Origin of the sequence: Flavobacterium supellecticarium (assembly GCF_004801375.1) — a bacterium.
Taxonomy (GTDB): domain Bacteria; phylum Bacteroidota; class Bacteroidia; order Flavobacteriales; family Flavobacteriaceae; genus Flavobacterium; species Flavobacterium supellecticarium.
Window position 1 is genome coordinate 1 of record NZ_SSNZ01000004.1, and the last position, 12,665, is coordinate 12,665.

A 12,665-nucleotide genomic window follows, 5' to 3' on the forward strand; every position below is an offset into this window, starting at 1 on the left:
ACCCTTAAGAACTTCCCTGTTTTGCGGGTGGCAAAGGTAAATCACTTTTTTATTTCTCGCAAATCTTTTTTGACTTTTTTTCTAACCTTAGTCATTTCCAATCTGCCGTACTCTACATTCAATGAACTCCCTTATTGCGGCTGCAAAACTAGAACCTTTTTCCGGTTTCGCAAACTTTATCAAACCTTTTTTTAAATCTTTTTCTTAACAACCTCATTACAAAGACGTAACAATACCACTTTTTTTAGCTTTATTTGGCGCCTTTGGCGTGATTACACGGTTTTACTGGCGTTTTTGCCTTTTTTATTACTCAAAAACAAGACCTGACCCGTTACAAAAAACTGTCAGCTCATCCGAAATTAGCAGAATCATACCTATATATAGGATAATTTCAGTAGTTTTTAGATTCTAAAAACTTGTCGAATGAAAATATCATCAAAAAAGCCCGATTTAAATCAATGTAAAATATTTGAATTATACTACCTATATATATTGTATGTATTTCTCTAAACTTTTATATTTGCGCTTTATAAATTTAATATATGATAAAGATTACATTACCCGATGGTTCGGTAAAGGAGTTTGCACAAGGTGTGACTCCGATGGATGTTGCCAAAAGCATTAGTGAAGGATTGGCCCGAAATGTTATTTCGGCTTCTTTTAATGGTACAACAGTTGAAACCACGACCGAATTAACCACGGACGGTGCTCTTGTATTGTATACCTGGAATGATAAAGAAGGAAAAAAAGCTTTCTGGCATTCCACCTCACACGTAATGGCACAAGCTTTACAGGAAATGTATCCGGGTGTTAAACTAACAATTGGCCCGGCTATTGACAATGGTTTTTACTATGACGTCGATTTTGGCGATCAAAGAATTACCGATGCCGACTTTAAAGCCATTGAAGACCGAGTTCTTGCTATATCAAAAGAAAAACACGAATTCAAAATGCGTTCCGCTACAAAAGCCGAAGCATTGGAATTTTACGCAAAAGAAAACAATCCGTATAAAACAGAATTAATCGAGAACCTGGAAGACGGAACGATTACTTTTTGTGATCATGCTACTTTTACTGACTTATGTCGTGGTGGTCATATTCCAAATACCGGAATCATCAAAGCCATGAAAATATTATCGGTAGCCGGAGCGTATTGGAGAGGTGATGAAAAAAACAAACAGTTAACCCGTGTATACGGTATTTCATTCCCAAAACAAAAAGATCTAACCGACTATTTGGAATTACTGGAAGAAGCCAAACGCCGCGACCACAGAAAACTTGGAAAAGAATTGGAATTATTCCATTTCTCCCAACGAGTAGGACAAGGTCTTCCATTATGGTTACCAAAAGGAGCTGCTTTACGCGATCGTTTGGAGCAATTCCTTAAAAAAGCGCAGAAAAAAGCCGGATACGAACAAGTTGTTTCACCACATATCGGACAAAAAGAACTTTATGTGACTTCCGGACACTATGCTAAATATGGAGCCGACAGTTTCCAACCGATCCATACACCGGCTGAAGGCGAGGAATTTTTATTAAAACCGATGAACTGTCCGCACCACTGTGAAATCTATAATGCAAAACCGTGGAGTTATAAAGACCTTCCGAAGCGTTATGCTGAATTCGGAACCGTATACCGTTACGAACAAAGTGGTGAATTACATGGGTTAACCCGTGTTCGTGGATTTACTCAGGATGACGCACACATTTTCTGTACACCGGAACAATTGGATGCTGAGTTTAAAAACGTAATTGACCTGGTACTTTATGTATTTGGATCTTTAGGTTTTGAAAACTTTACCGCTCAGATTTCATTACGTGATCCGGAAAAACCGGAAAAATATATCGGATCGGATGCGAATTGGGATAAAGCCGAGAATGCGATTATCAATGCAGCCAAAGAAAAAGGACTCAATACGACAGTAGAATACGGCGAAGCAGCCTTCTACGGCCCGAAACTGGACTTTATGGTAAAAGACGCATTGGGAAGAAGCTGGCAATTAGGAACCATTCAGGTGGATTACAACCTACCGGAACGTTTCGATTTGACCTACAAAGGTTCTGATAATGAGCTACATCGCCCGGTAATGATTCACCGTGCACCATTTGGTTCAATGGAGCGTTTTATCGCGATATTACTGGAACATACTGGAGGAAATTTCCCACTTTGGTTGATGCCGGAGCAGGCTATAATCCTGTCTTTGAGCGAGAAATACGAAAATTATGCCAAAAAAGTTTTAGATTTGCTAGAAAATCACGAAATTCGCGCCCTAATTGATAATCGTAACGAAACGATTGGTAAGAAAATCCGGGAAGCTGAAGTTCAGAAATTACCGTTTATGCTGATTGTTGGAGAAGAAGAAGAAAAGAACGGTACGATTTCGGTACGTCGTCACGGCGATTCCGGAAAATCAAATCAGACCATGACAATTGAACAATTTGCTTCTTTAGTACAAGAAGAAATTAATAAGACATTAAAATCATTCTAAGTTTAACTTAAATTTTTAGAGCCATAGCAATTAGAAACAACAGGGGCTTTCAGCCCAGAGTAGAAAAAAAGGATCCGCACAGAACAAACAATGCTATCCGTGTTCCTGAGGTTCGCCTTGTAGGAGAGAACATTGAGCCAGGTGTTTACAAAACATCGTTGGCCTTACAAATGGCAGAAGAGCAAGAATTGGATTTGGTTGAAATCTCTCCCAATGCCGCTCCTCCGGTTTGTAAAATAATGGATTACAAAAAGTTTCTTTACGAACAAAAGAAGCGGGATAAAATGCTAAAAGCAAAATCTTCGCAAATTGTTGTAAAAGAGATTCGCTTTGGACCTCAGACAGATGAACACGATTATGAGTTCAAGAAAAAGAATGCTGAAAAATTCCTGAAAGAAGGATCGAAATTAAAAGCATTCGTATTTTTCAAAGGCCGTTCGATCATCTATAAAGAGCAAGGACAGATTTTATTATTACGTCTTGCTCAGGATCTTGAAGAATTCGGAAAAGTGGAAGCACTTCCGGTACTTGAAGGTAAGCGTATGATTATGTTCATTGCACCTAAAAAGAAAAAGCAATAAGCTAGTTCTTTTTACCATTTTAATCAACGGGCTTTTAGAGTCCCTGATATAGTATTGCAGTTTGTTTTTTCAGATTGTAATCAAAATAATAAGTAAGATAAATCTAATACCTAGGAAGAAAATGCCTAAAATGAAAACTAAATCTAGTGCTAAGAAACGTTTTAAAGTTACTGGCTCTGGAAAAATCAAGAGAAAGCACGCTTTTAAAAGTCACATTTTGACTAAAAAATCGAAAAAGCGTAAATTAGCTTTAACTCACGCGGCTTTGGTTCACCCATCTGACGTGAAGAGTGTAAAAGAACAATTACGAATTATCTAATCGTTCTTTCGGTTACAACAATTTAATAACCCTGGAGTAGTGCACAGAATCACAGTATTCGTCAAGAACCTGAAAAAGGTCGCCTGCTACAAAAACAATTTAGAATTATGCCAAGATCAGTAAATTCAGTTGCTTCAAGAGCTAGAAGAAAAAGAGTATTGAAGCAAGCCAAAGGATTCTTTGGAAGACGTAAAAACGTTTGGACAGTAGCGAAAAACGCGGTAGAAAAAGCAATGCAATATGCTTACCGTGGAAGAAAGCAAAAAAAGAGAAATTTCCGTGCATTATGGATTATGCGTATTAACGCTGGTGCACGTTTACACGGAATGAGTTATTCTCAATTCATGGGTAAAATCAAAGCTAACAACATCGAATTGAACCGTAAAGTTCTTGCCGATTTAGCAATGAACCACCCAGAAGCTTTCGCAGCTATCGTAACTAAAATTAAATAAAACGTTTGTTAAACATATTTATCTTACTTATTACAAAGCCCATTCGCAAGAATGGGTTTTTTGTTTTTAGGAACGACAGAAACATTTCGGTTTCTTTATAATTGTACTACCTTTGTCGCCTATTGTATTCAAATGAAAAAAGATATTTCTTCCGGCACTGCCAAAACCTTACATCCGCGTAACCAACACAACAGTCGTTACGATTTTGATTTCCTGATTTCTGTCTATCCGGAACTGGAAGCCTATACCACCACTACCCCTTTTGGTGATACGAGTATTGATTTTGCGAATCCCGATGCCGTTAGAACGCTTAATAAAAGCCTTTTAAAAGCGTATTACGCGATCGATTACTGGGAACTTCCCAAAACCAATCTTTGCCCTCCTATTCCGGGACGTGCCGATTATATTCATTATATCGCGGATATTTTGGCCGAAAGCAATTCCGGGAAAATCCCAACCGGTAATACAGTTCGCATTTTGGATATCGGAACCGGTGCCAGTTGTATTTATCCGATCATTGGTCATCAGGAATATGGATGGTCTTTTATTGGGACAGAAGTAGACAAACCGGCGAAGAACACAGCCGAAACGATCGTTTTAAAAAATCCGAGTTTAAAAAATGAGATCAGCGTTCGCTTACAAACAAACAAGCGCCAGGTCTTTAAAAATATCATTGGCCAATCGGAGCAATTCGATTTTACCATTTGTAATCCACCGTTCCACGATTCGAGAGAAGCCGCTACTAAAGGAACCGAACGAAAACTCAAAAACCTTGGAAAAACCAATGCAGGAAAACCTGTGCTAAACTTTGGTGGACAAAATAACGAATTATGGTGTGAAGGTGGTGAACGCGCTTTTATTACGAACATGATTTACGAAAGCGTACACTTCCAATCGCAATGTCTTTGGTTTTCGACCTTGGTTTCCAAAAATGAAAACCTAAAAGCGCTGTATTCCGTTTTAAAGAAAGTCAAAGCTGTAACCGTAAAAACCGTTGTTATGGAACAGGGAAATAAAGTAAGTCGTATTTTAGTTTGGTCGTTTCAGGATGAAAACCGACAAAAAAACTGGAGTAACGATCGGTTCAGTGGTTCGAAACAGCGCTAAAAACCAATTTTAAAATATAGACATCCCGGTTTTGGTTGTGAGTAACTCAAGTGCATTCATTCCCAATTCTGAGTTTCCTTTTTCATTTAATCGCGGACTCCAGGTTGTCACGGTAAAATTCTTAGGATATAAAGCCGCAATACCGCCACCGATTCCGCTTTTGCCGGGTAATCCCACTTTATAGGTAAATTCCCCGGATTCGTCATAAAAGCCACACATCTGCATCAAAGCATTTAATCGTTTCGCCTGACTTTGTGTGAGTACCTGCCGACCACTTTTCGTGATTCCGCCATTGGCAAAAAAGAAAAAAGCATGCGCCAGTTCTTTACAACTCATTTCGATAGAGCACTGGAAAAAGTAAAAATCCAGAACAGTGTCCACATCATTTTCGATATTCCCGAACGATTTGATAAAATTGGCTAAAGCCACATTTCGGAAACCGGTTTGTTTTTCCGATTCCGCGACACTACGGTTAAAGTCAATTTGAGGACTTCCGGACAACATCCGGACAAAATCCAGAAATTCTTTTTTAGGATCTTTTAATTGCGACACCAGCATATCGGCTACTACAATCGCTCCTGCATTAATAAACGGATTGCGTGGCATTCCTTTTTCGTATTCCAACTGAACAAGCGAATTAAACGGATTCCCGGAAGGTTCTACTCCTACCCGTTCCCACATCCGTTCGCCCAAAAGCGAAAATGCCATCGCAACCGTTAGTGTTTTGGAAATACTCTGAATGGAGAATTTTTCGTCACTATTCCCAATACCAAAATCATCACCATTGAGCGTTGTCAGGTGCATTCCGAACTTATTAGGGTCAATTGTAGCCAGTTCGGGAATGGTTTCCGTAACAGTTCCGGTTACCGGTAATCGCTTTATTTGTTGGTATATCTCCTGAAGAATAGCAGTATAATTCATGCGTTCGCTTTAATTGAACGACAAAAATATGCTTTTTTCGGAGAAACAGTCGTTATTGAAACGACAAACTATCGAGGCTGACAATCTTGTTTTGAATCGCATAAACGACTAATCCGGCCACATTTTTAGAATCCGTCTTCAACAACAGATTGTTGCGATGCCCTTCAACCGTTCTTGGACTGATAAACAATTTTTCGGCGATCTCGTTGGTATTCATCTGACCACAAATGAGCCGCAGGATTTCAATTTCGCGATTCGTCAGATAATCCTCGTCCAGATTGGTTTTGGATTTTTTCTGTTCAAGAATCAAATTCTCATTAACCACCTGCATGACAAAATCGTTATAATAAAAACCTTTATCCATCACCTCATTAATAGTAAACAACATTTCCATTGGCGACGCATTTTTCACCAAATAAGATGCTGCTCCAACCTGAACCATATTCGCGATAAACGGTTTGGAATCATAACTGGTAAGTGCGATAATTTTGATTTGCGGATACCGGCGATGAATGAATTTGGTCGCTTCGACACCGTTAACCATCGGCATTTTAAGATCCATCAAAATAATATCGGGCAAACGTTGCTCGTTCAGATTCAGGTAATCAATCAGTTCCCCGCCATTGGAAGCTTCAAAAAGTATTTCGAAGTTTTTTTCCCGTTGCAGGATAAAAGCTATTCCTTTTCGGAATAAGGCTTCATCGTCGACTAGAATAATTTTGATCATAGGTGCTAAAAATTTATTGTGACATGAATTCCCTTATTAATTTCGCTTTCTATGCGTAGTTTTCCTTCTAACATTGCGACCCGGCTTTCAATGTTTTTCATTCCCAATCCGGCCAGTTTTTTAGTATTCTTGGTATCAAAACCGCTACCATTATCTGTATAGCTGCAATAACAACCGTTGTTATCTTTAGTAAAAACAATTATAATACGGGTTGCTTTTCCATGCCGCAGCGAATTGTTAATCAATTCTTGTAAAATTCTAAAAATATGCAAATGCTGTTCGACCGGTATGGTATCAAAAGTCCGTTGTTTTGCATCGTTACTATATTCAATTTGTATAGGGCCACTACTACTTTGTTGACAAAGTTCGTCGATGGCCGCATGTAATCCGAATTTGTCTAATATTGGTGGTAATAAATTATGGGCTATCGTACGGGAACTTTCCAATACGACACCGGTAGTGGTAATAATATTTCCGGTTATTTCCTGAATCTCGGCGGACGATAAATCAGCAGACGTTAGCAAATGACTATTTAACGTAATAATATTTAATTTGGAACTGATATCGTCGTGCAAATCCTGTGCAATCCGCTCCCGTTCCTTTTCCTGTGTCAAAATGGTAGCCTGCAATAGTTTTTTCTGGTAATCAATTTCAAGATCTTTCTTTTCGAGTTCCTTCTGTATGATTTTTTTCCGGGAATAATACACAAAAAACAATACGGCGATAATCATCAGGACAAACGCGATAAAGGTATAGATTACCGCACTGATGATTTCCATATCTTTTGGATTGAGATTATTCATAGTCTTCGTTTTTTTTCAGGGAACGCTTACGCCATTCGATAAAGATAAACAGCTGGTAAATCACCACAAGGATCGCATTTAACAACCAGACCACATTTCGGGATTCGAGTTGTAATGTATTGATCAGATTCCCGGAAAGAAACAACACCGTACTTCCGAACAAATACACCAATATACCGGTATTGATATAGTAATAGCGCTTTTCGGTATTCAACAGGTTATAAAAATGAAACATCGAATAAATAATGATCAAATATGACGTGATAAAAATTTCGAACAGATTAAAACGAAAAAACAGCTCTTTGTCGGTCAGATATTGTATTCCGAGAACGCATAAACACGTCATTAAACAGGTTCGTACGATTCGTCTTTGCATTTTCATTTCCAGAATTTCCAGATAAAAAAAACTTAAAAACACCATTTGCAGAATAAAATAAAAATGCGACAGGAACAAATTATGGATTCCATTGTTTTTAAGCAGGCTGGTAAAAAACTGGATTATCGCGATAACCAGCAAATAAAGGGTAACTATTTTATAGGCTTTTTCTTCTTTTCGGTAATTTTTCAAATACAACAGCAGATTGATTCCCGAAAACAGATACCCTAAATAAATGATATAATTAATCAAAAGCAGCGTTTTTATTCTCCACTAATAAAGGGAGCTTTTTTATTACACGTACTTGGGCAAGGCTCTGAAAAATCATAGATATAAAAACCTTTGCTTTCATCGATCATATCATTACCGTCGGCATCGACTCCCACGATCATCAGTTTTTCCACATGATCTTCATCGACTCCCAAATAGGCTCTGACATTGGTAACGCCACATTCGCTCATTACCTGCGTAACGTCAATTCCCGGGATTAAAAATGCCTTTAATTTATGGTGCCCTACATAGTCACCTTTTTTTTTCTTCCATCTCTCGGCCCACTCCTGAGCAGTGTCCAAAGTAATTGTATTTTTAGCCATATACTAGTGATTAAGTTCTGTGTAAAAATAATACTATTAATTTTTATTTTCAATGATTCCGTTAAAAATAATCGCAATTTATCACACTTTGTTATACAAAAGTAATCAAATCATAAATGAATAGTAAATTTTAAAACATTTAAGAAAAAAATGTTATACAAATTGCACAAAAAAAAGCCTTCCTAACTTGGAAGACTTTATAGCGTTATTCACTAAAAGCGGAAATATCAAAAACTAGGTTTTTAATTTTTTCTTTCGGGCCGCCGGAAATAATACATTATTTAAAATCAGGCGATAACCCGGAGAATTCGGATGTAAATCCAAAACCGTAGGCGCATCTCCTACACGGTGTTCATAATCTTCCGGATCATGACCGCCGTAGAATGTAAACATTCCTTTTCCTCTGGTTCCATGAATGTAACGCGCTTCACCATTGGCTTTATTTTCACCCATCACCAATACACTCGATTTGATTCGCTCGCTATCGAAAGCAGTTGTTTGCCCCATAAAACCTTTGATCAACTGGGTATGATTCTGGCATAACATACTTGGAATCGGATCCCATTTGGCCGAATATTCCATCAGTGAAAAATAATCGTTATCCGGTAGTACTTTTCGTTTGCGCGACATATCGATATCCGAAAATTCATAAACCATCGGATTTCTCTCCAGAATAAAATCTTTAAAGGCAAAACTTTTATTATAATCGATTCGCGATTGATAATTCGCGTCACTATCGTCACCGTCAAACATTGGTTCGCAAATATCCACACCTTCGGCAGCCAAAGCGATATCAAAACTATCCGTCGCCGAACACATCGCAAACATAAAACCACCACCAATCACAAAATCGCGGATTTTATTGGCTACGGCGAGCTTTTCCTGTGAAACTTTACTGAAACCGAGTTTTTTAGCCAATGCTTCGGCTTCTCTTTTCTGTTCGATATACCAGGGCGCATTGCGATAGGCTCCAAAAAACTTACCGTATTGTCCGGTAAAGTCTTCGTGGTGTAAGTGCAACCAATCGTATAACAACAAAGCATCGCTTAATACTTCTTCGTCATAAATGGCGGTAAACGGAATCTCGGCATAGGTTAGCACCAAAGTCACGGCATCGTCCCAGGGCTGTTTTCCTTTGGGCGTATACACGGCTATTTTGGGTGCTTTTTCGAGTACCACGGTTTCCATATTCTGAGAAGGCGAACTGATATCTTCTAAAATTCCATTGGTTTGTCCATCGGAAAGCACTTCAAAAGTAACCCCTCGGATCTGGCATTCTTTTCGGATTTCCGACGCATCCGGCAACAAAAACGAACCGCCGCGATAGTTGAGCAACCAACTCACTTTATACTGTTTGTCCAATGCCCAATAGGTAATTCCGTAGGCTTTCAGATGATTTTGCTGTCCTTCAGCTTCCATCGGCAATAAAATAAAAGCCGCTTTTGCCGACAAGGAAACCAACATTAGTACGATGCTATATAGGATATTTCGAAGACACATTCCTGTTTTTTATTTTCAAAGATAAACTATTTCAAAAACAAAAAGGCATAAAAAAAGGCCTGCCGTAGCAGACCTTATAGTATTTTTAGAACGGCACATCGCTGTCGTCGTCGAAATTATTCATATTACTACCAAACGCTTCGTTGGCCGATGGCAGGTTTTTGGTGATAAACGCCGCATCATCCATATTCATACGGGAAGGCAATTCGTCGAAAGGCGAACTAAAGTCGTCCAGGTTGTCGAATTTACCGAGATTTCCGATAAATTTCAGACGGATATTATCCAATCCACCGTTACGGTGTTTTGCTACGATAAATTCGGCCTGACCTTGCGTTGGTGAACGCTCTTCGTCGTCCCATTCGTCAATTTTATAATATTCCGGTCGGTAAATAAACGATACGATATCGGCATCCTGCTCAATCGCTCCGGACTCCCTTAAGTCGGAAAGTAACGGTCGTTTACTGGCTCCTCGGGTTTCCACGGCACGCGATAACTGCGACAGGGCAATTACGGGTACATTTAACTCTTTTGCAAGGGCTTTTAAGTTTCGGGAAATCGTCGAAATCTCCTGCTCTCTGTTTCCGCCTCCTTTACCACCACCTCCGGCTGTCATTAACTGAAGGTAATCGATAACGATCATTTTGATTCCATATTGTGAAGCCAGACGTCTAGCCTTGGCGCGAAGGTCGAAAATGGAAAGTGACGGGGTATCGTCGATATATAAGGGTGCTTTTTCGAGGTCTTTTACCTTGATGGAAAGCTGTTCCCATTCGTGCTTTTCAAGTTTACCGGTACGCAGTTTTTCGGAAGACAAACCGGTTTCGGACGAGATCAAACGGGTGATCAACTGTACGGATGACATCTCCAGGGAAAATAAAGCTACAGGTGCACCGGCATCGATAGCCATATTACGAGCCATCGAAAGTACGAAAGCTGTTTTACCCATACCCGGACGTGCCGCAATAATGATCAAATCCGAAGGCTGCCAACCGGATGTTAATTTATCCAGATCATGAAATCCGGTCGGGATTCCACTCAATCCTTCTTTGTTTGAGATTTCCTCGATTCTTTTTTTTGCCTGAATTACCAAACTCTGCGCCGTTTCGGAACTACGTTTGATATTTCCCTGTGTAACTTCATACAGTTTGGACTCGGCTTTATCCAATAAATCGAATACATCGGTCGTTTCGTCGTAACTTTCTTCGATAATCTCATTTGAGATTTTAATCAGACTTCGCTGGATGTATTTTTGCAGAATAATACGCGAGTGAAACTCAATGTGTGCCGAAGATGAAATTTTCTGGGTTAACTGAATCAGGTAGAAATCTCCACCGGACAATTCGAGTTTTCCATTTTTCTTTAACTGCGCCGATACCGTTAATAAGTCAATCGGTTGGGTGTCGTTAAAAAGTTCCACGATGGCTTCGAAAATATACTTGTGCGCGTCTTTATAAAAAGCATCGGGTTGTAAGATATCAATAACCTCGTCCACACCTTTTTTATCGATCATCATCGCGCCCAAAACCGCTTCTTCCAGGTCTAATGCCTGAGGCGGCAACTTTCCTTTTTCCAGATTAATGATGGTAGTTTTATCTACACGAATAGGGTTTATATTTTTGAGGTTTTCCATACTGCTAAGGTAGCCATTTTTTAGGTAATACGAATTTGAATTGTGAGCAATTGGATGTTCATAACCATCCAAAAATGTTAATAAGTCAAAAAAAAATCCGAAGTTGTAAGACTTCGGATGATTGTATTTGTAAGTAATTGAATTTATTCTTTGAACTCACCCATTTTGCTGTATTTATCCATACGCTGTGCAATCAATTCTTCTGTTGATAAGTCTTTTAACTCATTATATCCTTTCATGATATATTGTTCAACGGTTTTGAAAGTTGTATCACGGTCGTAATGTGCGCCGCCAAGCGGTTCCGGGATAATATCGTCGATAAGTTTTTGTTTTTTCATATCATACGATGTCAGTTTTAAAGCTTCGGCCGCCTGCTCTTTGTATTCCCAACTTCTCCATAGGATAGACGAACAGGATTCCGGAGAGATAACCGAGTACCAGGTATTTTCCAACATGTATACTTTATCACCCACACCAATTCCCAAAGCTCCACCGGAAGCTCCTTCACCAACGATAACTGTGATGATAGGCACTTTAAGACGGATCATTTCGAAAATATTTCTGGCAATAGCTTCCCCTTGTCCTCTTTCTTCCGCTTCCAATCCAGGATAAGCCCCCGGAGTATCCACTAAAGTAACCACAGGAATTCCGAACTTCTCCGCCATTTTCATCAAACGAAGCGCTTTACGATAGCCTTCCGGATTGGCCATACCGAAATTACGGTATTGTCTTGTTTTGGTATTGTATCCTTTTTGTTGTCCGACAATCATAAACGACTGACCACCGATTTTACCCAAACCACCGATCATTGCTTTATCGTCTTTTACTCCTCTGTCACCGAAAAGTTCCAGAAAAGTGTCCCCACAAAGGGCTCTAACATGATCCATAGTATAAGGTCTGCTTGGATGTCTGGACAACTGAACGCGTTGCCATGCCGTTAGATTTTTATAGATATTCCTTTTGGTTTCTTCTAATTTTTTCTCGATTTGCTTGCAAGTATTTGATACGTCAACATCCGATTCAAGGCCGATGATCTGGCATTTATCCAGTTGATCTTCAAGTTCTTTAATAGGAAGTTCAAAATCTAAATATTCCATTTTTTTATACCTTTTTGGGTTTAGTTTGCCTACAAAGATAAATTATCATTTTATATTGTAGTAACAATTT

General features: G+C 39.1%; 13 protein-coding genes. 5 read left to right on the forward strand and 8 right to left on the reverse strand.

The window, feature by feature from the left end:
• Nucleotides 1–542: 542 nt before the first annotated feature.
• From thrS to rlmF, 5 genes are all read left to right on the forward strand, one after another.
• On the forward strand, nt 543–2,489 hold the full coding sequence (gene thrS, locus E6C50_RS10475; RefSeq protein ID WP_136403188.1) for a threonine--tRNA ligase: 1,947 nt from the start codon (nt 543–545) through the stop codon (nt 2,487–2,489).
• Nucleotides 2,490–2,518: 29 nt separating this feature from the next.
• Nucleotides 2,519–3,070, forward strand: coding sequence for a translation initiation factor IF-3 (infC, locus tag E6C50_RS10480; protein WP_136403189.1), 552 nt, complete (start codon nt 2,519–2,521; stop codon nt 3,068–3,070).
• A gap of 121 nt (nt 3,071–3,191) precedes the next feature.
• The gene (gene rpmI / locus E6C50_RS10485) at nt 3,192–3,389 is read left to right on the forward strand and encodes a 50S ribosomal protein L35 (protein ID WP_136403190.1); all 198 of its coding nucleotides are present in this window, start codon (nt 3,192–3,194) and stop codon (nt 3,387–3,389) included.
• Nucleotides 3,390–3,496: 107 nt separating this feature from the next.
• A complete protein-coding gene (gene rplT, locus E6C50_RS10490) occupies nt 3,497–3,841 on the forward strand; it encodes a 50S ribosomal protein L20 (protein WP_136403191.1) in 345 nt (114 codons plus the stop codon).
• Nucleotides 3,842–3,973: 132 nt separating this feature from the next.
• Nucleotides 3,974–4,948 carry a 23S rRNA (adenine(1618)-N(6))-methyltransferase RlmF gene (rlmF, locus tag E6C50_RS10495; RefSeq protein ID WP_136403192.1) on the forward strand — a complete coding sequence of 325 codons (975 nt, stop codon included), beginning with the start codon at nt 3,974–3,976 and terminating at the stop codon, nt 4,946–4,948.
• A gap of 9 nt (nt 4,949–4,957) precedes the next feature.
• On the opposite strand, the gene E6C50_RS10500 is transcribed toward rlmF, so the two are convergent.
• The 8 genes from E6C50_RS10500 to E6C50_RS10535 form a co-directional block, all read right to left on the reverse strand.
• Nucleotides 4,958–5,869, reverse strand: a complete 912-nt coding sequence (locus E6C50_RS10500) for a glutaminase (RefSeq protein WP_136403193.1) — start codon at nt 5,867–5,869, stop codon at nt 4,958–4,960.
• Nucleotides 5,870–5,921: 52 nt separating this feature from the next.
• Nucleotides 5,922–6,596, reverse strand: a complete 675-nt coding sequence (locus tag E6C50_RS10505) for a response regulator transcription factor (RefSeq protein WP_136403194.1) — start codon at nt 6,594–6,596, stop codon at nt 5,922–5,924.
• Between the two features lie 5 nt (nt 6,597–6,601).
• Nucleotides 6,602–7,399 (reverse strand): sensor histidine kinase, encoded by a 798-nt coding sequence (locus tag E6C50_RS10510; RefSeq protein WP_136403195.1) that lies wholly within the window; start codon nt 7,397–7,399, stop codon nt 6,602–6,604.
• Nucleotides 7,392–8,027 carry a hypothetical protein gene (locus tag E6C50_RS10515; RefSeq protein ID WP_136403196.1) on the reverse strand — a complete coding sequence of 212 codons (636 nt, stop codon included), beginning with the start codon at nt 8,025–8,027 and terminating at the stop codon, nt 7,392–7,394. The genes E6C50_RS10510 and E6C50_RS10515 overlap by 8 nt, the downstream gene beginning before the upstream one ends.
• Before the next feature lie 11 nt (nt 8,028–8,038).
• Nucleotides 8,039–8,368, reverse strand: coding sequence for a hypothetical protein (locus E6C50_RS10520; protein WP_136403197.1), 330 nt, complete (start codon nt 8,366–8,368; stop codon nt 8,039–8,041).
• Between the two features lie 234 nt (nt 8,369–8,602).
• Nucleotides 8,603–9,868 (reverse strand): asparagine synthetase B, encoded by a 1,266-nt coding sequence (locus E6C50_RS10525; protein WP_136403198.1) that lies wholly within the window; start codon nt 9,866–9,868, stop codon nt 8,603–8,605.
• 85 nt (nt 9,869–9,953) lie between these two features.
• Nucleotides 9,954–11,498 (reverse strand): replicative DNA helicase, encoded by a 1,545-nt coding sequence (gene dnaB / locus E6C50_RS10530; RefSeq protein ID WP_136403199.1) that lies wholly within the window; start codon nt 11,496–11,498, stop codon nt 9,954–9,956.
• 143 nt (nt 11,499–11,641) lie between these two features.
• On the reverse strand, nt 11,642–12,595 hold the full coding sequence (locus E6C50_RS10535) for an acetyl-CoA carboxylase carboxyltransferase subunit alpha (protein ID WP_136403200.1): 954 nt from the start codon (nt 12,593–12,595) through the stop codon (nt 11,642–11,644).
• Between the last annotated feature and the right edge of the window lie 70 nt (nt 12,596–12,665).

What these genes read in the sequence shown, in the direction of transcription:
- E6C50_RS10525 (WP_136403198.1), bottom strand. Translation starts at nt 9,868, where the DNA reads ATGTGTCTTCGAAATATCCTATATAGCATCGTACTAATGTTGGTTTCC.
- thrS (WP_136403188.1), top strand. Translation starts at nt 543, where the DNA reads ATGATAAAGATTACATTACCCGATGGTTCGGTAAAGGAGTTTGCACAA.
- E6C50_RS10510 (WP_136403195.1), bottom strand. Translation starts at nt 7,399, where the DNA reads ATGAATAATCTCAATCCAAAAGATATGGAAATCATCAGTGCGGTAATC.
- rplT (WP_136403191.1), top strand. Translation starts at nt 3,497, where the DNA reads ATGCCAAGATCAGTAAATTCAGTTGCTTCAAGAGCTAGAAGAAAAAGA.
- rpmI (WP_136403190.1), top strand. Translation starts at nt 3,192, where the DNA reads ATGCCTAAAATGAAAACTAAATCTAGTGCTAAGAAACGTTTTAAAGTT.
- E6C50_RS10500 (WP_136403193.1), bottom strand. Translation starts at nt 5,869, where the DNA reads ATGAATTATACTGCTATTCTTCAGGAGATATACCAACAAATAAAGCGA.
- rlmF (WP_136403192.1), top strand. Translation starts at nt 3,974, where the DNA reads ATGAAAAAAGATATTTCTTCCGGCACTGCCAAAACCTTACATCCGCGT.
- E6C50_RS10535 (WP_136403200.1), bottom strand. Translation starts at nt 12,595, where the DNA reads ATGGAATATTTAGATTTTGAACTTCCTATTAAAGAACTTGAAGATCAA.
- E6C50_RS10520 (WP_136403197.1), bottom strand. Translation starts at nt 8,368, where the DNA reads ATGGCTAAAAATACAATTACTTTGGACACTGCTCAGGAGTGGGCCGAG.
- dnaB (WP_136403199.1), bottom strand. Translation starts at nt 11,498, where the DNA reads ATGGAAAACCTCAAAAATATAAACCCTATTCGTGTAGATAAAACTACC.
- E6C50_RS10505 (WP_136403194.1), bottom strand. Translation starts at nt 6,596, where the DNA reads ATGATCAAAATTATTCTAGTCGACGATGAAGCCTTATTCCGAAAAGGA.